The following is a 23,362-nucleotide window of genomic DNA, read 5'->3' as shown; positions in this document are numbered from 1 at the left end:
CGCTCTGGCTGCCTGGGACACCGATGCCGCCGCCTGAAATCAGGTTGCAGGAAAGCTCGAACACGGCGTTGAGACCGGTCCGAAACTAGATTCGGGCAGACTGGTATTCTAACGGCAAGCATCGCCCCGTACCAGCCCAACATCACCACACAGACAACACACGGAAGCTGAAAGCCGAGTATCAACTCACATAATCAAGTCACGCACCCGATAACACCCAGGCACACGCCCCACCACACGCCGGGCTACGCACAACGCACCACGTGCAAAAACATCACGATTGGTGGCACGGTGTACTAACTCAATGCGCTCACCCAAGCCCGTAAACTGCACCAGATGGTCACCAACAATGTCGCCGGCACGCAAGCTTGTATAGCGCGGCGCGATCCCCTTGCAGGCAACCGCCTCACCTAACGTCAGCGCACTCCCAGACGGAGCATCCTGCTTGTGGACGTGATGCGACTCGACGATGTCGCAATCCCAACCTGACAACGCATCACCGGCACGTTCAACCAAATTCACCAACGCCGCCATACCCACACTGAAATTGGACCCCCACACCAGAGGAATCCGCGCCCCTGCCATGACCAAAGCCTCATGCTGCCTCGAATCGAGACCAGTCGTCCCAGAGACCAGCGGCACAGCGCGCGCTACACACAATGCCAGCAACGACGAAAACCCCTGTGGCAAACTGAAATCAATCGCAACATCAAACGCCGGCACAGCTGCCAATTCAGCAGCCGCAAAAAATGGCACACCATCGCTCACATGGCGATGCGGTGCATTCCCGACCACCGCAGCAGTCACCTGAAACGAAGGGTCTTCTGAGGCCAGTCGCAACAGCGACTGGCCCATGCGCCCGGAAGCGCCATGAATAAGAAGTCTAAGAAAAGAATCCACTGCAACAACCCAACCACGCTATGAAGACCCTACAAGATAGCACCGTGTCCAACACAACGACTCCCCTCAAACACAGTGCGAATCAAAAGCCCTGACGGTTTACCACATCATGCAACACCAACAATCACATGCAAACCTACAGCAGAGACCAGAACATTTTTAGCATCAGCCAAAACGACAGAAAAATCACATCAACATAGCTTGGCACTGCAACAGAAACCACCAATGAAACTCACAACACATCAAAAGCGACATCAAAGTAATGATGACGCCACCCAACATGCACACAACACCATCAAACCCGAAACACTTCAAGGACAGTGACCTATCACCATTGCCATGCCGTAAAACCACTGCATTGCTAAAAACTCAGAGAAAAACAAATAAAAAGCCTCGCTGACCAGGGGATTAGGTCGGCGAGGCCAGAAGCGGGGATTGGGGATGAATCCCTACTCCAACGATCTTCTCCAGGGGATTAGGAGAGATCCTACAGGCAAGCATTGCACTTGCCGATGCGTATCACACCACACCTATACATTGATAACACGTGAAGATATAAATTAATCACTCATTAAATAGCGAAATAGCGGCAACATTACCCCATACCGCATCCAAGATCATGGATAGATCACAAGTAAACAACGCTTACACATGACTCAGTGCGCCTCATCCCAGTGATGACCTACGCCAACATCGACAACCAACGGCACACGCAACTGCGCTGCCGCAGCCATTCGTGCCGACACTTCATGTACAAGCGTCGGCACGAAACCCTCATCCGCCTCAAACACTAATTCATCGTGTACTTGCAAGATCATCAGCGCACGCTCCCGATGCCCTCCCACTCCCAACCAACCATCCACTGCAACCATGGCACGCTTGATGATATCGGCCGCAGTCCCCTGCATTGGCGCATTGATCGCTGCACGCTCAGCACCGGCACGCTGCGTCTGGTTACCGCTGGCAATGGAGTTCAAATACAGACGGCGTCCAAACACCGTTTCTACATACCCTCTATCGCGCGCCTGCTGACGCGTGTTTTCCATAAAATCACGCACCCCAGAAAAACGATCGAAATACAAGGCAATGTAATCCTGCGCCTCACCGCGGCTGATACCAAGCTGACGCGCCAAGCCAAACGCACTCATCCCGTAGATCAAGCCAAAATTGATTGCCTTCGCCGCACGACGCTCATTCGGCGTCACCTCATCAATTCCACGACCGAACACCTCCGCAGCGATAGCACAATGCACATCCACACCAGACTCAAACGCATCAACAAGCCCCGCATCACCTGAAAGATGCGCCATGATCCTCAACTCGATCTGCGAATAATCGCAAGCAATCAACTTGCGCCCAGAAGGCGCCACAAAAGCACGACGGATACGGCGACCATCATCTGTACGAATCGGGATATTCTGCAAATTGGGATCTGAGGAAGACAACCTCCCAGTAGCAGCACCGGCCTGATGGTAATTGGTATGCACACGCCCAGTGTGCGGATGGATCATCTCCGGCAACTTCTCAGTGTAGGTATTGCGCAGCTTGGCCAAGCTGCGATATTCCAGAATGACACGCGGCAACGCATGCTGATCAACAATCGCCTCCAACGCCTCCTCATTAGTCGATGGCTGCCCCTTGGGCGTCTTCACCACGACTGGCAACTTCAGCTCATCAAACAACAGCACCTGTAACTGTTTCGGTGAATCCAAGTTGAAGTGACGCCCTGCCAAGTCCATCGCCTTTTGCTGCGCAATAACCATCCGCCGCGACAAATCAGCACTCTGCTTATACAACTCCTCTGCATCAATCTGCACACCATTGGCCTCAATGCGCTCCAACACTGCAACCAGTGGCATTTCGATTTCACGGTAGACCCGCTCCAAACGTGGCTCGGCCAACAACTTGGGCGCCAGCACACAGTGCAAGCGCAACGTGATATCCGCATCCTCAGCAGCGTACTGAGTGGCCTCCTGAACCCCCACATGCGAAAAAGGAATCTGCTTAGCTCCCTTACCCACCAGATCAACATACTTCATCGTCTCGTAACCGAGGTGGCGCCTGGCCAACGTATCCATATCGTGACGCGCATGACCGGAAGTAAGTACAAAACTTTCTAATAGAGTGTCATCGGCATAACCAGCGAGCACGATACCGTAACGACGCAGCACATGCATATCATATTTGCCATGCTGACCCACCTTACGCACCGCAGCATCTTCCAGCAGCGGTTGCAGTAATGCCAGCGCCTGCCCGCGATCAAGCTGCACCGGCGCACCAGGGTAATCATGACCAAATGGCAAATAAGCAGCACATCCTACTTCTGACGCAAAACTCAGGCCAATGAGCACCGCTTGCATTGGATCCAGACTGTCAGTTTCAGTGTCCAAAGCAAACTGACCTGCCACCCGCAACCGCACAATCCAATCCTGCAACTGCTCAATTGTGAAAATCGTCTCGTACTCTCCGGACGCAGACAACGCCGGATTAATCTCCATTGCCACCGATGCATCAGGAGCAACATGGAAACCCGCATTTCGCCCACGCCCAGGTTCCTGCTCAGCCACAGTGACTGCAACGCTACCACCATCGAGTTCCTTCAATGCCTGTGTGAAGCCATACCGCTGATAAAAATCACGCAGCGCTTCAGTATCACGCTCACGCAGCGCCAAATCCTGCGGGCGCTTCTCCAATACCACATCAGTCTTGATTGTAATCAGCGCACGATTTAACAAAAGTCGTGGCAGCACAACACGCAGATTGTCACCAATTTTCCCCTTGATCTTGTCCGCATTGGCAATCACCGCATCCAGTGAACCATACTCAGCCAACCACTTCGCTGCTGTCTTCGGCCCGCATTTATCCACACCAGGCACGTTATCCACCGAATCACCCATCAACGCCAAAAAATCAATAATCTGATCCGGAGCAACGCCGAATTTATTGATCACTGCCATAGCCGAGTCCATCCGACTACCAGTCATTGTGTTGACCAACTCCACACCTGGACGCACCAACTGAGCGAAGTCCTTATCACCCGTAGAAATTGTCACCGCAATCCCATCAGCAACGGCAGCTAAAGCTAATGTGCCGATCACATCATCAGCCTCCACCCCATCGATACACAAAATATCGATACCTAACGCATGCACAATCCCACGCATCGGCTCCACCTGCATACGCAAATCATCAGGCATAGGCGGACGATGCATTTTGTATTCGGAATCAAGAGCATCGCGAAACGTCTTTCCTGGAGCATCAATCACGAAAGCAGCATAGTCCGGGCGCTCCTTCAATGTAGTACGCAACATGTTGACCACACCGAACAACGCACCGGTAGGTTCACCTGCTGCATTACTGAGCGGCGGCAATGCGTGAAACGCACGATAAAGGTAACTGGACCCATCAATTAAAACTAATTTACTCATCAGCGCATTCTACGCTGCACACCACAGTGACATCGAAAACGCATACTCTTACCTACCACTGACTTCAGAAGCAAATCGACCACGATGAAACACGCACCCCTGATTTTGTTATCCCTACTCATATTTTCTGGCTGCAGCACAAAGGGCGACATACACGCCGATGCACCCTTAAAACTACATGGAGCTGTAATAACCACCAAAATTATGGGAAACGGTGATCGCGTGGATGAATTCCGGGTAAGCGGACAGCTACGTATGGTCAAGATCACCCCGAAACACGCACCTGCATACTACTTGTACGATCGTAATGGGGATGGCCACCTCGACGGCGACCGCAACATCGTTTCACCCGTATATTGGAACATTTATAGTTGGTGACAGAATGCCCTTTACTTAACAAACATCACCGATTGCTTGGCATATTCACTGGACCACCATCCAACGCAACCACCTCATTGCACAAACCAAGCTGCTTCAAAACATGCTCCTCAACCAATGGAGGAGCAGCTCGGCTCCAAAAAATCGTCATTTGTCAAAACCGCATGATACGGACCAACCTAATGCAGTCATCGTCCCACTCCAAATAAATGCAGAGCCTCGCCATACGTCAAATATATCTATACGTACATACCTCACTGCATCATGAACAGCATCCCTATGAGACGTTGCCTTTATACATCAATACAACAATGACGATACGCTGGACACAAGGAACGTCTCCAAAAATGTTCGACTGCAACTGCATATTCAAATCCTTGCTTTCACATACATAAAGCGACTTTGCGTAAAACAGCCAACGCATCATGAAACTCATACTAAAAGTAAAAATGTATACGCTCACTACATATAAACCAATGCCGAACAATCCAATACCACACTCAGCTTAAACTGATCGTGATCAATGTGAGTGATTTGAACGCATCATCAATATACAAACATTTTTCATCGTGCAAATTTCTTAACCTCGAACTAAGGTTCATCAACAGCATCCTCTACGCTCACTCATGGCAGTTGCAGTTCCTGCTCGCCCCTCCCAACAACACATTCACTCTATAAATTTCTGAGTGCAACGGGTACATATGAATCATATACAGTGCCCACAAAGATCATAACGGGCCAATATTCAATTGCACTCACGTAATCAACTCACAATCCTGCAACATAAAAAAACACAACTGCACTTACCCAATGCATCGTTTCCACAGTCATTTCAGAATATCGAATAAAACAACCGCAGCAGCCGCCACTCATCTAAATAAAATGTGGACTTGGCACACGCCACTTTGGGAAGACCGATTAACAACACATCTAGGCGCATACCATTGAAAAACATCAATCACAAACACATCGTCTGCATACTAAAATCCCTGGCAACCCACAACGCATCTAGCCAGACACAGCATATTTCGCATCGAACTCTTATTCACTCACACACCGAACCAACACACATCCATGAAACCGTGTCCTCTATGAAACATCTTGCGGCACTGAGTCAGAGATAACGTGACCAAAATTTATTAATACACATCATGCAAAGATCATGCCTCTACAGCATCGGTATTCATTCTCACCAAAAAACAGCACGATAAATTGCACCACACCTTTAAATACAACAGCCCACCTGACAGGAATGCTCTCCGAAGCGGCTATTCGGCAACACCACACTACTGTGATGCTATCTATTAAAAAATTGATGATAATTGATCCACGCTAGATGCAACGAAAGGAACAATGAATACACGCATCTTTTTGGCCCGCATCATCTCCATACTCGGCCATCCTGGCGTACTGGGATCATTCGCAATCGCTACAAAACTAAGCAACACACCGACAAGTACACACGTAAAAACCGTCGTCATCAGTACTATGCTGCTAGTGACGGTACTGGGCTTGGCCTACAGTGTATGGCAGGTTCAACGTGGATATTGGAGCCATATTGATGCCTCCAAACCAAACGAACGCGCCCAACTCCTACCGATATTGCTGCTACTGCTCGGCATAGCCACACTCAGCCTATGGGCGCTGGACATGCCAAAACAAGTGGTCTCCGGCCCAATCGCCGGCATCGCCCTCGTATTAGCCGCACACAGTGTACGGCACTGGATGAAACCATCTCTGCACGTCGGTTTCGGTATTCTGGCCACAGGACTAAACAACACACTGCCAGTAGATGTCAGCCTATTGGCAGCAACGGCACTGGTTGGTTGGTCCCGACTAGCGCTGGGTCGCCATACCCGCCGCGAGGTGGCAGTCGGTGCCGCACTGGGCGCGGCTACCGCGGCATTGTTCCGTAGTATGAGCGAGTAATTGCGTACGAATCAGATCATGCACCCGCGTTGTACACGCCATTTTTGTAATGTGAATCACAAAATCATTCGCAAAAAATGTAAAACAACTCAGCCACAACAACGGCGTAGCCAAAAAACAATGATCGTCAATCAAGCATTGAGTGCAGTATCCGATCTAAAACCACAAGCAGCGGCCGCTATAAAAATCAAACATCGGCAGATACCCCAAACACCTGACGCAAGTAATGCAGGTACCCTGGATCATCGCACATGCTTTTACCCGGAGAATCACTGAGCTTCGCCACTGGCTGACCATTGCAACGGACCATTTTAATCACGATCTGCAATGGCGTCGGCCCGAGATCATTCGTCAAACTCGTCCCTACGCCAAACGCCAAGCGACAACGGCCACGGAAGTGCTGGTACAACCGCATGACCTTATTCATATCAAGTCCATCACTGAATACCAGCACCTTGGTACGTGGATCGATACGATGCGACTCCAGATGCATAATGATGCGCTCCCCCCATTTAAATGGATCTCCGGAGTCGTGGCGCATTCCGTCAAACAACTTGCAAAAATACAAGTCAAAGTCACCCAAAAACGCATCCAACCCAACAACATCCGACAACGCAATTCCTAAATCGCCGCGGTACTCACGCGCCCAGGCTTCCAACCCTGCCACCTGGGAATCACGCAGGCGCGGTCCCAATGCCTGAAATGCCTGTAGATACTCGTGTGCCATCGTCCCCAATGGGGTATAGCCATACTGCTTGGCGAAATAAACGTTACTGGTACCAACGAAGTTCGACCCTAAACCTTGCGCCAACAACGGCAATAATTCGGCATGCCACTGCCGCGAGTAACGGCGGCGGGTGCCATAGTCAGCAATGCTGCACTCCTCATAACCACTCTCGTCTTTAAGTAAACGTACCTTGGCATCCAATCGGTCACGACCCACATCAAGATTCAACACGCTTGTATTGCGGAACCAAACCTCATTGATAATCGCCAACAACGGCACCTCGAACAGAATCGTATGTAACCATGGGCCACGAATATCCAATTCAATCTCGCCCGGCACCTGGGACGAGGCACGCAATTGCAGGTATTTACGGTCTAAATGAAACAGTCCAAGGAAATCAACGAAATCTGGCTTCATGAAGCGCAAGCCGCGCAAATAATCCAGTTCCTCCTTAGAAAAACACAGCCCACATAGCCCATCAATCTCATGAGAGATTTCGTTGATGAAACGCGCCAGATCCACACCAGGCGTACGGCATTTAAACCTGTACTCCACCTGTGCCCCAGGGTATTGATGCAACACCGCCTGCATCATCGTGAATTTATATAAATCAGTGTCGAGGAGCGACTTTATAATAAATTCCATATATTACTCATCACAACATTCACCGAATCTCAGCGCCCCCAGGCAAGCGTTGCAGGATACTCTGCATGTAACTTCACATCCACTCCAATCAATGGCACGCTGACGGCGATCCATGTGAAGAACCATTGCTTCCGCTTCACTCCAGCACCGCCAAGAAAAGTATTACACCACACTCAAACATCAGGTTGAAACACTGCAATCGTCAGGGCACATCCCCGCATGTAATGCAGTCGAATGCTTGTTTAAACGCATCGAATATTTTCACCAAGTCGCCACGCATCACAACACATGCAGCAACAATCTCATGTCCACTTCGTTCGCTATTCGCTATTTTAAATAATCGGTAAAAATGCAATCTCACAAAACGTTAGGACAACAGCAGCAACGCAAATAAGAGAACTGAAACCACCGACCACTACGAGAGGAAGTACTTAAATACTGCCCCACAGACACTATCAACCCGCTGATGCTTTGCCTCCTATACCGATGCATCAACATCACACCCCTCAGAGCTGCTCAATGTACACGACGCATTGCCTGCTCAATACTCTTCACTCTCTAAAAAGGTTCCCATATGACTGATATTCTGGTGCTCTACTACAGCCATAGCGGTTCAGTTGCACGGCTTGCAAGACAAATCGCACGCGGCATTGCCGAAGTACCGGGGATGGCCGCCCGGCTGCGCACCGTACCACCAGTCACTGCAGTCACCCAAGCACTTGCGCCCGTCGTACCGGAAGATGGCGCACCCTACGTGCTACCCACAGACTTGACCGAATGCGCCGGCCTATTACTCGGAAGTCCGACTCACTTCGGCAACATGGCAGCACCCGTAAAATATTTCCTTGACTCGCTAGGCACCGACTGGGCCAACGGCACACTGGTCGGCAAGCCTGCAGGGGTATTCACCTCCACCGGGTCCATGCATGGCGGTCAAGAAGCCACGCTATTGTCAATGCACCTACCGCTGCTGCACCACGGCTGCTTGATTGTCGGCATCCCATTCACCGAACGAGCACTCAGTCACACACGTAGCGGCGGCACACCTTACGGTGCTAGCCACGTCGCCAACGCCACAAACGACACACAACCGACCGACGAAGAAACCTTGTTGGCACGCGCACTTGGTCGACGCGTTGCAGATCTCGCACAGCGACTGACACAACAACGATAAAAACAGTTAACGAAGCAACTGGCCTACAGACACATCCTGCACAATACGCTGTACATATAACACACTCAGCGATACCACCTGAACGCACTACTGATAGCCTCCTGTACCAACAAGCAGGTCATACCACCCAGTGACGGCGATACTCCACTTGCAAATGAAAACACGTACTGGATCAAACTTAGGAGCATAAGGCTTATCATAACGCCTCTTTTACTCATCACCTGCTCACAGAACCACAGCATATGGAAGACCTTTTGATCGTCACCACAGGTGGCACGATCGACAAAATCTACTTCGACGAAAAATCACACTATCAAGTCGGAGACCCACAAATTACCCAGATTCTCGAAGCGCTTGGCATCGCCTTCCGCTTCAACGTGATTCCAATCATGCGCAAGGACTCACTGCACATGGTTGAAGCGGACCGCGAATTGATCCACAACACAATCACCGCACACTCCTGCCAGCACGTGCTGATTACCCACGGTACCGATTCAATGGTAGAAACTGGCAAGCGACTACAATCAATCCAAAATAAAACCATCGTGATCACAGGTGCACTAAATCCAGCACGTTTTCACGGCTCAGACGCCCACTTCAACATCGGCTGCGCAATCGGCGCACTACAATCGCTATCGTCAGGCGTGTATATCGCGATGAACGGAAGAATCTGGCATCCGGACAAGGTCCGCAAGAACATCATCAAAAACTGTTTCGAAACAATCTGAATCATGCTGGAAACCACACGCAGCAAACACAACCAAGATCGCCTATCAGCCACATTCCTACGAAATACGCCACCGCAATACCAACATCGACACTGTCAATGCAACGCACCTCATCTGTGGGAACACCTATTACCTACTGACTGTCTGGAGTGACGCGAACACACACCGATCAGACAGAAGGAATCAGATAGCAACGTCCTACTGCAACAACACCGCGTTAGGATGCCATCATCACACCTGCGCACGGACAGCTGGTGTGCTTGCCGAGCACAGCGGATCTAAAAGTGTCACACACCTTGACAGTGCCCCGAATCGTATTCGCGATGAGATCGCATCGCGGCGAATCACCTCCACCAAACAGTCAAAGTCCCGATACGGCGATGATCTTCTATCACGCGGCACACCGCACCAAACTGCATCAAACAAGCAGCACTTAAATAACCTGGGCGCGCAGCCATGATGGCCTCTGATAGGTGAAGCAACATACCTGATCCGGGTTGGTGCACAAAAATCACCTGGACTGAAACCTGAGTGACTGTGTGCCACGCTTAGAAAAACAAAGTCGAAACCAACTAAGCCGTACTACGTCCATCTGTTCACAGTGTCTATGTTTCTCACAGAAAATAACCAATGCCACCAACCCTGTTGGTAACCAAGCAGAAAAGAGTGTCAATACGTTCTTGAGATTCATTTGCAGGCGTTTCGACACAATGAACCGCTGTAGTAATTACGCTTCTTATCGCTGTCCGGATCATGTGCCGTCGCGATCGCATCTCCGCATCACGCAGGCACGCAGGCACACAGGCACACAGGCACACAGGCACACAGGCACACAGGCACACAGGCACACAGGCACACGGATCATGTTCTAATTGAGATAACAGCGTTACGACATCGTGAAGATTATTTAACGGTCGCTGCTCAATACTAAAAAACTTAGCATTGTCATAAGCCTTAATCGTCCCATCCGCGCGCCACATCTTCGCCAGCCGTTTAACCGGATGTCTTAAAATCATTATCAGAGTCGTGCATATGTTTTATTCCTTGAGTCAAGGCAAACAGCAGCCGACCACTACATGTTATTCAGTAGGTCACGGTGCGCAGCAGGTTGCTGCATTAATGTGAATGTTACGGCGCGTTCATGTCGTGCGCGTTGTAATGTTCTTAAGATAAACGGCAACCAATGGCACACCGTCTTTAAAATAGCTTCAGCGTTATTACATACTCAGCAGCGCTTTGTAATATGTTGGCCGTTAAAGCGAGATGTGCACGTTATGCCGTTGTTCGCATACACTTCGCGCCATGCCTACGAAAAAGAAAGATAGCTATGCCATAGCGGTTGGAGAGCGTTTAGCGGCTGCGCGTAAAGCTGTTGTACCGGCTATGACTCAAAGCAAGGCAGCAGAATTACTTAGTAAAAGTTTAGGTAAGCATATTACAGCTGCAACTATCTCCGGTTATGAAAGCGGACACCGCCTTCCTCATGTTTTTCTTGTAAACGCGCTATGTAGTATTTATGGCACTTTAACACCCGCCTACGTTTTCCACTTCGATAACGCGGCGGAAACGATGCAAGAGTCCAACCTATTGAAATATTTTCGCTCAGCAGATGCACGCGATAAAAGGAATATTACTAACCTAGCCTTGCACGCGCTGAATGGGTTGTACCCGAAATCGACCGATTCAGAATAAAGACGGAGAAAAGGGGCAATAAAACACTGCACGCGCTGCGTGGAATCGAGCAATCAGCCTATCTTATCAGTCGTCTGATAGAAGTCCAAAAAAGTCTTTTTCATTCCCATAAAAGCGTTGAAAAAACTGTAAAGCGCAGTGCTGAGCGCTAGTCTGTTGTGCTGTCAATTTAAGCGGCTAACGAGCCACCCACCCCGCCAGAGTGGGCTATCGCAATACGTAAAATATTTCTAAAAGCATTTAACATAATGCGGCGTGCAGCATAACTATTTCTAATAGCAATATTGTTCATAAATACAAGCACATTCACCGCACAAGCCATCACATGCTAAGCAGCACCACAGACAGGACCACAACATACCGATACAGCCACCGCGGTAGCCGCGGTTAATTGCGCTGCTGCTAGTGACATCAAAGACGCGCCGCTGTGCTGTTGGAACGGCATTCGGGATAAACCACAGACAACCACACCCACGATTGAAACGAATTAAACCCGTGTTAGACGAGTAGATATCTTTTGAATAAATGAACTGCGCTATGGGATCCATTGGTTTGGATCGGCGAGTTATATTTCTCAAGTAAGCAAATCAAGCTAACATGCACTGACACAACAAAAGGGATGCAAAATACTTATCTAAAAAAATAAAAATCACATCAATAAGAATAAGAATTCCATAAATCGATTTTATTTATTTTTTAGATCTCATCCTCAATTTCTCAGCGTATTGAATGAGCTATTCAATAAAATGTAATCATGCAACATCACTTAAAATTGATCGAACACAGCGACTGAATCTAGCTTCCAGAGCCTATATATGAAGCTTTGAAAGTGATGAGACCTTCAATCCGTTATTAAATAATGCGAAACACTACTACACGGTGGTTGCGCTTGCGATTTGTGGCAATAATCGTAGAGCAAATCACCCAACACCTTACAAGATAGGCACCAGCCCAGCACCGAATGCAATCAGCATCCGCACCAACAACCACTTTGGACCAACATTGACTTCAGGAAAGTCACCGACAGGTTCATAACATTGCATGAAATTCGGATCCCGACGTGGCAATGGTATTGGACAATCCAACCCGGGTTTGAATTCATAGTTGGTTGCATAGCGCCAAGGCCACAGGTCCAGCACAGGCAATGCCTCAGACAGTTTACCTACCGAATAATTGAGCTTATAGAGCCCAGGTAACTTCTTCCGCGGTGCCACGACCCACGCATTACCTGGAGCAATGTCACCCTCAATACTGGAAGCCAACAGACCGGCAAACGCTGGATCCTCAATCACCACAACAGCTTCAGTATTGTAACTCTCACTGCGCGGATCGAAGTTGTGGGTACCAATCACTCCAACCTTACGATCAACCACCAATGATTTTGCATGCAAGCCCATGCGTGCGCCCGGACGGGTCACAGGTAATGGTTTATTGACAGTGTGAATGCGCCAAAAGGGCGGACGCGTTTCAGTACGTAAAACACGCCTATCCACTTGACCTTTATTTTCAAGCTGAGGTAACTGACGAGCATTGTCTGAATCATCGGAGACTTTGGCAGCAGCCAAAAGGTCCTGTCGCCTCTGAAGAGAGTCATTGTTCCATCCTTCAATCGGAACAACGCCCGTCAGGTCGATTGGCGGATTTTCCGGAAACGGCTTGTACTCGTAAATGTCGAACCCCAGGTCACGCATGTTACGCCGCTTGTATTTGTAAAATAAGGCATAGACGATGGGATTATCGGTAGCAGCCAAACTGTTGGTCACCACAACCACGCGCGGTTTGTCCTGAGTCCGATTGAGGCGACGGAAGATGTTCAGCGCTGGTTTGGACAACACCAGATATGGGGTCTGCAAGATCACCTCATGACGCGCATTAGAAATCAAACTATCCAACCGTGGCCCGATGGAAACCGGATTTGCGTTGTGCTCATAGCGATGCTTTTGCGGCAGGTCAGCAACATATTGCACTTTGTTCACAGCCAAGGCCGCATCGACAAAAGTGCGCTTGACATAGTCCGGATCGTTGGCCTCAGCAGTAACACGCTGGACCCGTTCCAACAGATTGAAGACAGCTGATGGCAGCATCGGCACCCCATCCTGCAGCACCATACGTCCAACATCCCTGAGGCGCTCTACCGGTACGCTGCGCTCAGCCGCCCAAAACGCATCAAAGTTAACTGCCATTTGCAGCACCGCCGGTCCGGCGACAAGCACATCACGGTCACGAAAATTATATTCAAGATCCCAATCATAATAGTCATCTTGGTAATTACGCCCGCCGACCACGCCGATCATTTCATCAATGACCAACAATTTATTGTGCATGCGCTGATTAAATCGACGAAAACAACACAGCACGCTGGCAACATAGTCACCATAGTTCAGCTTGGCTTTGCCAAAAATCGGGTTGTAGATACGTAGTTGGAAATTAACGTGTGCACCAGCCAAGGCACCCAGAATATTCAGATCAGAAATCGCCGAAAGCTGGTCAATCAGTAAACGAACTCGAACACCACGTCTGGCAGCAGTCAATAGCTCATCCATGATCAACCGGGCACTATCGTCCTTGTCAAAAATGTAAGTCTGCATGTCGATACTGCGGGTAGCACTGCGGATCAAATTGATCCGTGCGACCAACGCGCTCTCGCCTTTATCGAGGATGGTGACATAGTGAAGTGGTGTCACAGGCGTAGATTCACTCAGCGCTCGGCTCCCAAGCGCGTACAACGGCGAATCCAACGCACAACGATTGGGCCTGTCACAATCCAGCGTAGCCGGGCGCGCAGCCACGGCGACCGACGCAGCATAATCCAACTGGGCATGCGACAGGCTAGCGCAACCACTGCCCAACAAAACAGCTGCTAGCAGCAACAAACGTATGAATATATTCAATGACTTGGCGGCCCCTCGATCAAACGGCCATGCCAACGGAAGGTCACCCGATTGCCAAGTATTAACCGCCAACCGTCAATGCCATAACGCTCACGCAACACAACGCCAGTACCGACCAGGTCGCAATCATAACCAGGCCGAGCACAGGCGGCTGGCTGAATCTGCAAGGTTTCATCACGGCTGATACCACGAATTGTCAAACTCCCACTAATTTTGCCTCCTTGCAGGATCACCCGAGAGGAATAGGGCTGGGATTCAAACTCGATTGTCGGATAATGCTGAACATCGAAAAAATGCTCTCCACGGACCCAATCAGTGTAATGGGTTCTACCAGGAATGAGCGCATCGCCTGCATACAGGTGCAACCGTACTTTCTCGCGCCCCTCCGGCAAGATTACCACTTCACCTTCTAAGCGAGGGAACACCCCATCAATGCTCTGCCCTAAACGAGTACGGACTTCGAACTCAAAGTAAGAATGCACTGAATCCAGCGTCAATCGCTGCTGCGCTGTCGCCCAGGAGACAGGTAACACGGAAAACAAAATAGAGATCCATACCATTGCAGACATGACGTCACGGCCACCAGAGCGCAGTCAGACAGATAGTGTCCAGTTCAATGCCCGTCTTCAATGGCAACGTCAGCAACGCAATCGAGCCAGTAGACATCCCAACGTCATCACTGGTCTTGTTGCTGTGTATCAGCGAGACCAACCGTTCCATGCTGGGATTATGCCCGACCAACAGCAACCGATCGACGTCACGGCACTCATCAGCAAGTGCCATCAGAGTACCCACTGTTGCCTCGTAGAGGCGCTCCTCTAAGCGTTGCTCGACATCACCGAGCACCGCAACTATTGCCTCCAATGTCTCACGCGTACGTCGCGCCGGAGAACACAACACCCGATCAGGAATCAAATGCTGCTTACACAACCAGTGCCCAGCGGCTTCCGCCTCAATCATGCCTTGTTGGGAAAGCGAGCGATCAAAATCAGTCTGACCGATACCAGTCGGCTCAGCATGCGCATGACGCAACAAGATCAGTTCACGCATCACGACGTGCTATATCCACAGATCCACCTACAGCTTATGGAGCCACTGCAACAGCGGCTTCCAGTCCTGCTGATGCTCGCGCGCCTGAGCAGAACGGTAATCGAACACGCTACGCCCCTGACCAGCCAGCACCACATAAAACTGACTATCACGCAATTGCGCAACCAACAGATACGGCCAGTCACCCAGCATCTGCATTGCTTGTTGCGTGGTCTGAGTCCGAGATCGAGCACGGTTAAGCACTAAACCAACCGGCAACTTGCGCTGATGCACCCGTGGAACCTTAGCCATGGTGTTCAAGAAACCCACCACTGCCTCAATATCCAATGCCGAAGCCATCACCGGGACAATCACCGCATCAGCATGTTCTAGAAAACCCTCCAGATCATCGGCAAACATCCCAGCAGGAGCATCAACAATAAGCAGATCCGTATTGGCGGGTAAATCGTTGCGCCAGCGATGGGACCCATTGGCAGCATTAGCATTGATTGACAGCACCTGACTATCCAGGTCAGCGCGGCGCTCAGTCCAGCGTGTAGACGATTTCTGCGGATCCGCATCGGCCAGGACAGTACGCACCCCACGCAACGCCGCCTGCGCCGCCAAATTGGTGGCAATAGTCGTCTTGCCCACGCCACCCTTGGAGCCGGCCACTACGAATGTTTTCATGTATGCCTCGCGTCAAGAAACACCACCAGCGTACACCGACTGAAACGTATAAATAGAGATCGTTGTAACAACAACACTTACACTTAACAGCATGAATGCTGTGCACCAAAATAACACCCGTCAATCCAACCCACCAACCGCAGCAGAAAACGCAATGTTTCTAATGGCAGCTACGCATTTTGAATCAAGTAGAGCCGTACTACCACCAGTGGCAGCAACGGCTCCCATACACAGCTAATTGAGCTGTGGCACGTGGATCGACCCCTCTCCAGAGGCATGACTTAAACGCCCGCGATACTGGATTCATCTTTTTGTCGGCCTTGGAGCCTATCTGCTCCAAAGATCTGACAGATCAACGGCTATCCAAACAGTCAGCAGAACATTGAACTCCCAGAAATCACGTTTTCTTAGATGAGAGATTCAGACCGCCCTGCACTACCACATGTTGCACATCGACGCGACGACAAACACAACAAGCTTTGTGCATCACTCAGGAGTCAGAATCAAACCACGCAACTACAGCCAGCCCGACACCACGCAATTGAACGCACTCATGCTCATTTCAGACGATTGAAACCCTCTGCTAAAAAAACCTATCCATATTTTGAAGAACAATCGCAATCACACCACAGATTAGAGAAATCATTTGCGAGATAATCAACCACAAAATAACTATTTATCTATATTAATTCATTTAAAATCAATGCGTTAAAATGGTTATTTCGCTCCGCAATATTTGGAGCGCTCCGCAATATTGGGAGCGCTCCGCAATTCACCGCGTCGGCGTCACCTTCGCCCCTTTGCGCTTGCGTACATAGTGTTCCGTCATCGTCACCGACGCATGCCCCAATTGTGCTTGTGCTTGGCGCATATCGCCCGCCAAATCTGCCTTATCGGTCGCCGCTTTGGCGCGTAGATCGCGGAATTGAAATACCTCCTTGGCGATCCCTGCGGCAGCGCGTACTTTCCTAAACCTGTAAGCTAATTTTTTCCAATTCAACCCCAAGCCTTTTTCATCCACAATCAAACGTGTACTACGCAGCTTCATCCCCCGCTTGCGATCAAAAATACGCTTTATTAAAACTGCCAATTCACCCGTAATCGCAATCGCCAATTTCACTCCCGTTTTAGCTTGGCAAATCTCCAAAGCGCCATTAACAATATGGCGCTCATCCATAGACACAACATCACTCACACGCTGCCCCGTCAGATAGGCGAGGTCCATCGCATCCCTGAGCGTTTGGTCCGCTGCCTGGTACACAGCGCGGTACGTCGTATCATCTATATACACGTCGCGCCCCCGCTCCTTATTACGCCGGATACCCCCACAAGGGTTAGGAAGATCAGTAATTCCCTTACTCCGCGCCCAATTCCAAAGATGCGAAAATAATGCTACTTCGCGATTAGCGCTTACCTTAAAAGGCCGCCAATCTAGATACTGGCGGATATTCACAGGTTTAATTGACTCAAACGGCGCGGGGGGATCGTCGAAAAACTGCAACAGATAGTTTAAATATACGTGGTGCATGCGTTGGGTGTTATACGCCTTTGTTGGGATCACCTCAGCGCGGTAACGCTCGGCCACATGGCGGAACGTCACCGCAATCGCAGGAGTGATCTGCGCATGCTCCAGCTCAGCCCACCGCTTGATGGCTAACCCGTAGTCGCGTCCTAGTGGCGTCTCTTTGCGTGGCTTGCCGCCATGATCGTAGTAGTAATACACCACGCCGGACTTCTGAGGGCGCACGCGAAACCTCGGAATCGCGCCTGCTTTGATTGGCTTACGTCCCATAAGCGACCTTATTAGACTTCCACACAGGCCGAACCACCGCAGAAGGCGGCATCGCGTCAATTGCAGCACGCAGCACGACAGGCCAGTCATGCGCATCCAGATAATGCCGAATGCCGTTCTTCCTAAGAAAAGCGGCTTGGCGAGCGCGTTGCGGAGTACCGCATAACTCGGCCACCTCACTTCTAGAAAGACATAAACCAGCGGCTGGGGGCATGCCACATGTCTGCTTTGATGGGGCGCTCATCGCGTCATGGCTCCTTGTGATGTGAGTGGTTTGCCTGTTTCTCTGCGTTTCACCGCTTCCAGCAGCAGGTCCTGTACTTCGCGTTTAGATTCACGGCGGGCCATCACCAATTCATCCACCGTGCCCGCCGCCACGATGTGGTGAATAAATACAGGCCGCGTATGTCCGGCTTGCGCCTGACGTGTCGGCCCAATGCGTTCGATGATCTGCTGGTACTGCTCCAGGTCCCACCAGTGGCCGAAGAAGGCCAAAATATTTCCGCCGTCTTGCAGATTTAAGCCATGACCGGCACTGGCCGGATGGGCAAATAGCACGGGAATGTTCCCCGCATTCCAATCGCGGATCGTGTCGGGGTGTTTGTCCAAAGCACGCCCCTTGGGGAAGGCACGCTGCAACCGTGCGACATCACTTTTAAAGTGATACGCCACCAACACCGGCATACCGGCGGCTTCTTCGATAATGTCGTGCAGCGCCTCTAATTTCGCATCGTGCACGACTTCCCAGGCCTGACGTGTGTCATCGGTGTACAGCGCACCATTGGCCAGTTGCAGGCATTTAATTGTCTTGCTGGCGGCGTTAAAGGCTTCTACTTCAGCACCGCATTCCAAGGCGATGAACATATCTTGTTCCATCGCCTTGTACAGACGTTGCGCATGTGCTGGCAACGCAACGCGAATCGTATTGACAATCGGCTGGCGTAAATCGAAGTACGCCTGTGGATCAAGTGATAAACACAGGTCGCGTATCTTGTCTTGAATCTCTTGAGATGCATGTGGCGTGGGCGCAAAGCGCACCGCATGCGGATCACTGCCGATCTGCATCGCACGGAACCAGCGATCGATAAACGCTTTAAAATGCGTCCCAAGCCGTGCCCCACGATCCACCATCCACATCAGCGCCCACAGGTCCTGTAGCCCATTGGGCGCGGGCGTGCCGGTCAACCCAACGTAGCGCTCCACCTTGGTATGCACATGCGTGGCCAGTGCGCGGGCGCGCCGTGTTCCTTGCCGCAGCCGGAACCCTTTCAACTTGGAGCACTCATCGGCGACCACCATACGGAACGGCCAACGGTCCTTGTAAAACTCCACTAACCATTTCAGAGTGTCGTAATTAATGCAGTAGATATCCGCCTCCTGCTCCAAGGCGTGGCGACGTGCCGCCGCACTACCCACGACCACGGACACCCGCAGATGGCGCAAATGGGGGAACTTGGCCACCTCATCCGGCCATGTCGTGGCCGCAACGCGCAGCGGAGCAATCACCAAAATAGGCGCAATGTCTTCCACCACCAGGAGCACATCTAACGCCGTCAGCGTGGCTACTGTCTTCCCCAAACCCATGGGCACAAACAAATTGCAGCGTGGGTGCGTCAGGATGAAATCAACGATGGTGTGTTGGTAGGGGCGCAGGTTCATGCCAATGCTCCGTGCAGCACTTCAGGATGGGTGGGAGGCACGCTGCTATACTCGCCACCACATGGAGCTAAAGCGGGGGACTGTGTGACATCTGTAGCGTTCGATACGCTTAAATTTGCGAACCGGCTGAAAACGGCAGGGGTTCCTGCGGCGCACGCAGAGGCCGAAGCCGAAGCCTTGGCCGAAGTGCTAGAAATAAATTTAAAAGGCCTTGCTGAGTCTGAATCTAAAAACGGCAAGGCATTAGCGCGTCTTGAAGCGGATATGAAGGAAGGCTTTGCGCAGGTGAATACGCGCTTTGCTGAGATAAAAGGCGAAATGCTCCTACTCAAGTGGATGCTAGGCGTGCTCGTGGCGGGCGTTGCTGCACTGATCATCAAAGCGTTTTTCTGAGTCACGCCAGCACCTCATCCACGCCTTTTAAGGAATCGACCACGACCACGCGCTGGCCCATGCCGCGCATGCGCTCATGCTCACGGACTTGATGCGGTGTGCACTGCTGGCCGGGGGCTTTGAGTTCCACCCACAGGGTGCGCCCGTTGGGCAGCATGGCGATACGGTCCGGCGCACCGTGGCGGCCCTCCCATTTCACCTTGCGGATTTCACCGCCCTTGGCCCTGACCTGGGCCACTAAATAACGTTCGATTGTCCGCTCACGGGGAATGGTCATCATTGCTTCCTATACCGGTGGGTTTCAAAGCCTTCCGCCGCTAAGGGCAACCCTTGTGCCCAGGGGGGCGGTGTGGCCATGAGTGCGGCCAAGTGCGCGGCATTGAAAGCGGCGTTGTCATCGGCTTCGGTAATGATTTCGTCGTGCACGGTTAAAACAATCGCGTATCCGGCGGCTTCAATCGCAGGCATGCAGGCGGCCAACACGTCGCGGCTGACGGCTTGGGTGATGTTCTCGACCAGCTTGCCGCCGTAGGTGGTGATGCGCGTCCATTTGCGCGTTACCGGATGCGTGCCCATGTAGGACAGCGCGCCGTGCTCATCGACTCTGGGAGCGGCGTAGTAAAGCACCCGCCCCGACGGCAGACGCAGACGCAGCCATGCACGGCTGTACTGCACTGTGATACCGCAGCAGGTGTGCGCCGTTTCGGGGTGGCCGATGGCGTCTGTGACTGCGCACTGCAACGCCTGCCAAAACGCGGCAATGGCAGGAAAACGTTGCCCAAACCATCCAGATGAACGCTGGACCCTTAGCCATCCACGAACTCCCCCAAGGCGCAGAATTTCAAGACTGGAACCCCCAATACCCCTCAGGTGAATTTGGCTTATTCACCAAAGCCGCCAAACAAAGCTTGGCTGCGGGCATGGATCTCTCCTACCACGCCCTTTCCGGCGATCTAGCGGACGTCAACTACTCCAGCATCCGCCAAGGCACATTGGATGAACGCGAACGCTGGAAAGAAGACCAGCAATTTTTTATTGAATCCCTCCACACCCCTGTTTTTGAAGCGGCCTTGAAAGTGGCCTTGCTGAGCGGACAGATTCGCGTGCATGGCAAACCACTGCCTGCCGAACACTACGACCGATACCGCCGCGTTTCCTGGCAAGGCCGCCGCTGGGCCTGGGTCGACCCCCGCACCGACGTTGAAAGCGCACTGACCTGCATCCGTGGCGGCCTGACCTCCACCAGCCAAGTCATCCTGGAACAAGGCCGCGACCCCCAGGACGTCTTTCGCGAAATCGCCCAAGACCTGAAAGAAATGCAAGCCTCCGGCATCCCCAACGACTACCTCAAGTACCTGCTGTATGGCGCAGACCTCACTACCGCCAACACCACACCGACCCAGAAGGAACCCACCCCCCATGACCACAGCCACTGAGGTAGTACGGGACCTTCGCAAAGGCGGCACCCAGTACCGCCATGCCGATGTCCTATCGATAGACGAACCCTCCAGAACCCTTGAACTTGCATTTAGCAGCGAAGCAGCAGAAGTGCAAACAAGGAGCGGCGTGGAGATTCTCGGCCACCGTATCAACGAAGTACGCATGCACCGTCTTGACAACGGTGCCGCCTTACTCCTGGACCACAACCCACGCGAACACATTGGCGTTGTCGAATCGGCCTCTATTGACAGCGACCACCGCGGACGCGCCATCGTGCGCTTCGGGCGCAGCCCACGTGCTGAAGAAATCCTACGTGATGTCCTGGACGGCATCCGTAAACACGTCTCAGTGGGCTATTTAGTCCATCAAGTCGAAGTGATCGGCCAACGCGACGCAGGCCCCCTGTACCGCGCCACGGACTGGGAACCCATTGAAATCTCCATTGTCAGCATCCCTGCCGACCCCTCCGTTGGCATCGGGCGCGCCTTGGAAAATCCGCCACAGGACACCGCAACAGTCTCGCAACACACTCCAGGCACCTCTGAGGATAAAACCATGACGGAACCATCACCCCCCGCCCATGCCGACACCACCAACACACCCCAGCCGACATCCAACGCGACTGACACCCCCAACAGCGTCGATGCCGAACGAACCCGTGTCAGACACATTGCTGACCTTGGCAAAACCTACGGACACCTGGAACTGGCGCACGACTACATTACCCAAGGCCACTCACCGGAAGCATTCCAGCGCGCCCTACTGACAAAACTGACGGACAAAGCCCCCATGCCCCAGTCTGAACCTCACACGGAAACCGGCATCGGCCTGTCCACACAAGAAATACGGCACTACAGCATCGTCCGCGCAGTCCGCGCGTTATTGCCTAATGCCAGCCAGACCGACCGCAACGCGGCGGCCTTTGAGATTGCCTGTTCCGCTGCCGCAGAAAAAACCTACGGCAAACAGGCGCGCGGCCTACTGATCCCCTCGGACGTCCTCAACCGCGCATTCTCCACCACCACCCCGACGGACGGCCCCGGCAGCAACATCATTGCCACCGAACTACACGCCTCCTCCTTTATCGAAATCCTGCGTAATAAAACCTGGGTCATGCAGCGCGCTACCGTCATGGGCGGCCTGGTTGGCAACGTCGATATCCCCAGACAGAAAGGCACCACCCAAGCCTACTGGGTGGGGGAGGGCGACTCACCGGAAAAAAGCAAACCTGCCCTGGACCAAATCCACTTCACCCCCAAATCCCTGGCCGCCTATACCGACATCACCCGGCGTCTGCTCCTGCAATCCACCCCGGATGCCGAACAAATCGTCCGCAGCGACCTACTGAACGTCATGGCCCTGGAAGTGGACCGTGCCGCCATCTACGGCAGCGGCTCAGACATGCAACCCACAGGCGTTAAACATCACAGCGGCATTAACGCCGTGTCCTTTGCACAAAAAGGGCAACCCACATTTGCTGAACTTGTCCAGATGGAAACGCAAATTGCCCTGAACAACGCAGATGTGAACGCCATGTCCTACGCCTTCAATGCAGGCATACGTGGCTATGCCAAAACCGCCTTGAAGTTTCCCCAGACTGCCGCCAGCGGCACGATTTGGGAATCCGGCAACACCGTCAACGGCTACCCAGCCAGCGTGTCCAACCAGATCAAGGCCGGTGATGTCTTCTTTGGGAACTGGGCGGACCTCATCATTGCCATGTGGGGAGGCTTAGATATCACCGTCGACCCCTACAGCCTCAGCACCAGCGGCGGCACCCGGATTGTCGTGTTCCAAGATGTCGACTTTAACATCCGTCGTACCGAAAGCTTCTGCTACGGCGCAGCCGCCTGACCCTTGAGGAACA

The 23,362-nt window shown here is 51.9% G+C and carries 20 protein-coding genes and 1 pseudogene; 8 read left to right on the top strand and 13 right to left on the bottom strand.

Annotated elements, in window-relative coordinates; genetic code table 11:
• Positions 1-186: 186 nt before the first annotated feature.
• A complete protein-coding gene (locus F7G16_RS02070) occupies positions 187-900 on the bottom strand; it encodes a 4-hydroxy-tetrahydrodipicolinate reductase (protein ID WP_012337670.1) in 714 nt (237 codons plus the stop codon).
• Between the two features lie 656 nt (positions 901-1,556).
• A complete protein-coding gene (polA, locus tag F7G16_RS02065) occupies positions 1,557-4,328 on the bottom strand; it encodes a DNA polymerase I (RefSeq protein WP_038232810.1) in 2,772 nt (923 codons plus the stop codon).
• An 84-nt stretch (positions 4,329-4,412) separates the two neighbouring features.
• On the opposite strand from polA, the gene F7G16_RS02060 reads away from it, so the two are divergent.
• A complete protein-coding gene (locus tag F7G16_RS02060) occupies positions 4,413-4,706 on the top strand; it encodes a DUF2782 domain-containing protein (protein WP_004089989.1) in 294 nt (97 codons plus the stop codon).
• Positions 4,707-4,731: 25 nt separating this feature from the next.
• Here F7G16_RS02060 and F7G16_RS12480 read toward each other — a convergent pair whose 3' ends face one another.
• On the bottom strand, positions 4,732-4,857 hold the full coding sequence (locus F7G16_RS12480; RefSeq protein ID WP_014607619.1) for a hypothetical protein: 126 nt from the start codon (positions 4,855-4,857) through the stop codon (positions 4,732-4,734).
• A 1,202-nt stretch (positions 4,858-6,059) separates the two neighbouring features.
• Between F7G16_RS12480 and F7G16_RS02050 the strand changes: the two genes are divergently transcribed.
• The gene (locus F7G16_RS02050) at positions 6,060-6,635 is read left to right on the top strand and encodes a hypothetical protein (RefSeq protein WP_004089987.1); all 576 of its coding nucleotides are present in this window, start codon (positions 6,060-6,062) and stop codon (positions 6,633-6,635) included.
• A gap of 187 nt (positions 6,636-6,822) precedes the next feature.
• On the opposite strand, the gene pncB is transcribed toward F7G16_RS02050, so the two are convergent.
• Entirely contained in the window at positions 6,823-8,007 is a 1,185-nt protein-coding gene (gene pncB, locus F7G16_RS02045; protein WP_011097631.1) for a nicotinate phosphoribosyltransferase, read from the bottom strand.
• A 574-nt stretch (positions 8,008-8,581) separates the two neighbouring features.
• Here pncB and wrbA point away from each other — a divergent pair.
• From wrbA to F7G16_RS02030, 3 genes are all read left to right on the top strand, one after another.
• Positions 8,582-9,181, top strand: a complete 600-nt coding sequence (gene wrbA, locus F7G16_RS02040) for an NAD(P)H:quinone oxidoreductase (RefSeq protein WP_004089979.1) — start codon at positions 8,582-8,584, stop codon at positions 9,179-9,181.
• Positions 9,182-9,423: 242 nt separating this feature from the next.
• On the top strand, positions 9,424-9,909 hold the full coding sequence (locus F7G16_RS02035) for an asparaginase domain-containing protein (RefSeq protein ID WP_004089977.1): 486 nt from the start codon (positions 9,424-9,426) through the stop codon (positions 9,907-9,909).
• A gap of 1,302 nt (positions 9,910-11,211) precedes the next feature.
• Positions 11,212-11,601, top strand: coding sequence for a helix-turn-helix domain-containing protein (locus tag F7G16_RS02030; protein WP_004089975.1), 390 nt, complete (start codon positions 11,212-11,214; stop codon positions 11,599-11,601).
• A gap of 932 nt (positions 11,602-12,533) precedes the next feature.
• Here F7G16_RS02030 and F7G16_RS02025 read toward each other — a convergent pair.
• The 7 genes from F7G16_RS02025 to F7G16_RS01995 all read right to left on the bottom strand — a co-directional run bounded on the left by F7G16_RS02025 (position 12,534) and on the right by F7G16_RS01995 (position 19,662).
• Positions 12,534-14,492: a phospholipase D family protein gene (locus F7G16_RS02025; RefSeq protein WP_011097628.1), complete on the bottom strand. Its 1,959-nt coding sequence runs from the start codon at positions 14,490-14,492 to the stop codon at positions 12,534-12,536.
• Positions 14,489-15,061 (bottom strand): YceI family protein, encoded by a 573-nt coding sequence (locus tag F7G16_RS02020; RefSeq protein WP_011097627.1) that lies wholly within the window; start codon positions 15,059-15,061, stop codon positions 14,489-14,491. Before F7G16_RS02020 ends, F7G16_RS02025 begins: the two co-directional genes overlap by 4 nt.
• A gap of 4 nt (positions 15,062-15,065) precedes the next feature.
• Positions 15,066-15,542: a SixA phosphatase family protein gene (locus tag F7G16_RS02015; protein WP_004089961.1), complete on the bottom strand. Its 477-nt coding sequence runs from the start codon at positions 15,540-15,542 to the stop codon at positions 15,066-15,068.
• 27 nt (positions 15,543-15,569) lie between these two features.
• Positions 15,570-16,211 (bottom strand): ParA family protein, encoded by a 642-nt coding sequence (locus F7G16_RS02010; protein ID WP_011097625.1) that lies wholly within the window; start codon positions 16,209-16,211, stop codon positions 15,570-15,572.
• 772 nt (positions 16,212-16,983) lie between these two features.
• Positions 16,984-18,003: a tyrosine-type recombinase/integrase gene (locus tag F7G16_RS02005; RefSeq protein ID WP_011097624.1), complete on the bottom strand. Its 1,020-nt coding sequence runs from the start codon at positions 18,001-18,003 to the stop codon at positions 16,984-16,986.
• The gene (locus F7G16_RS02000) at positions 17,993-18,247 is read right to left on the bottom strand and encodes a DUF4224 domain-containing protein (protein ID WP_011097623.1); all 255 of its coding nucleotides are present in this window, start codon (positions 18,245-18,247) and stop codon (positions 17,993-17,995) included. Before F7G16_RS02000 ends, F7G16_RS02005 begins: the two co-directional genes overlap by 11 nt.
• Positions 18,244-19,662 (bottom strand): DEAD/DEAH box helicase, encoded by a 1,419-nt coding sequence (locus F7G16_RS01995; protein ID WP_011097622.1) that lies wholly within the window; start codon positions 19,660-19,662, stop codon positions 18,244-18,246. Before F7G16_RS01995 ends, F7G16_RS02000 begins: the two co-directional genes overlap by 4 nt.
• Positions 19,663-19,746: 84 nt before the next feature.
• Here F7G16_RS01995 and F7G16_RS01990 point away from each other — a divergent pair, with 84 nt between their 5' ends.
• Positions 19,747-20,055 (top strand): hypothetical protein, encoded by a 309-nt coding sequence (locus F7G16_RS01990; protein ID WP_011097621.1) that lies wholly within the window; start codon positions 19,747-19,749, stop codon positions 20,053-20,055.
• Between the two features lies 1 nt (position 20,056).
• On the opposite strand, the gene F7G16_RS01985 is transcribed toward F7G16_RS01990, so the two are convergent.
• Positions 20,057-20,335, bottom strand: coding sequence for a PDDEXK family nuclease (locus tag F7G16_RS01985; protein ID WP_011097620.1), 279 nt, complete (start codon positions 20,333-20,335; stop codon positions 20,057-20,059).
• Entirely contained in the window at positions 20,332-20,730 is a 399-nt protein-coding gene (locus F7G16_RS01980) for a DNA polymerase family A protein (protein WP_014607617.1), read from the bottom strand. The genes F7G16_RS01985 and F7G16_RS01980 overlap by 4 nt, the downstream gene beginning before the upstream one ends.
• An 89-nt stretch (positions 20,731-20,819) precedes the next feature.
• On the opposite strand from F7G16_RS01980, the pseudogene F7G16_RS01975 reads away from it, so the two are divergent.
• Together F7G16_RS01975 and F7G16_RS01970 are read left to right on the top strand one after the other, a co-directional pair.
• Positions 20,820-21,491 (top strand): annotated as a pseudogene (locus tag F7G16_RS01975) (phage portal protein); the annotation flags it as partial.
• Positions 21,475-23,349, top strand: a complete 1,875-nt coding sequence (locus F7G16_RS01970; protein ID WP_038232803.1) for a phage major capsid protein — start codon at positions 21,475-21,477, stop codon at positions 23,347-23,349. The pseudogene F7G16_RS01975 and the gene F7G16_RS01970, both read left to right, overlap by 17 nt.
• The last annotated feature ends 13 nt before the right edge of the window (positions 23,350-23,362 follow it).

This window comes from Xylella fastidiosa, assembly GCF_011801475.1.
GTDB classification, from domain to species: Bacteria; Pseudomonadota; Gammaproteobacteria; order Xanthomonadales; family Xanthomonadaceae; genus Xylella; species Xylella fastidiosa.
The sequence above is the reverse complement of the archived record's forward strand: the minus strand, read 5'-3'. Positions and strand labels throughout refer to the sequence as shown.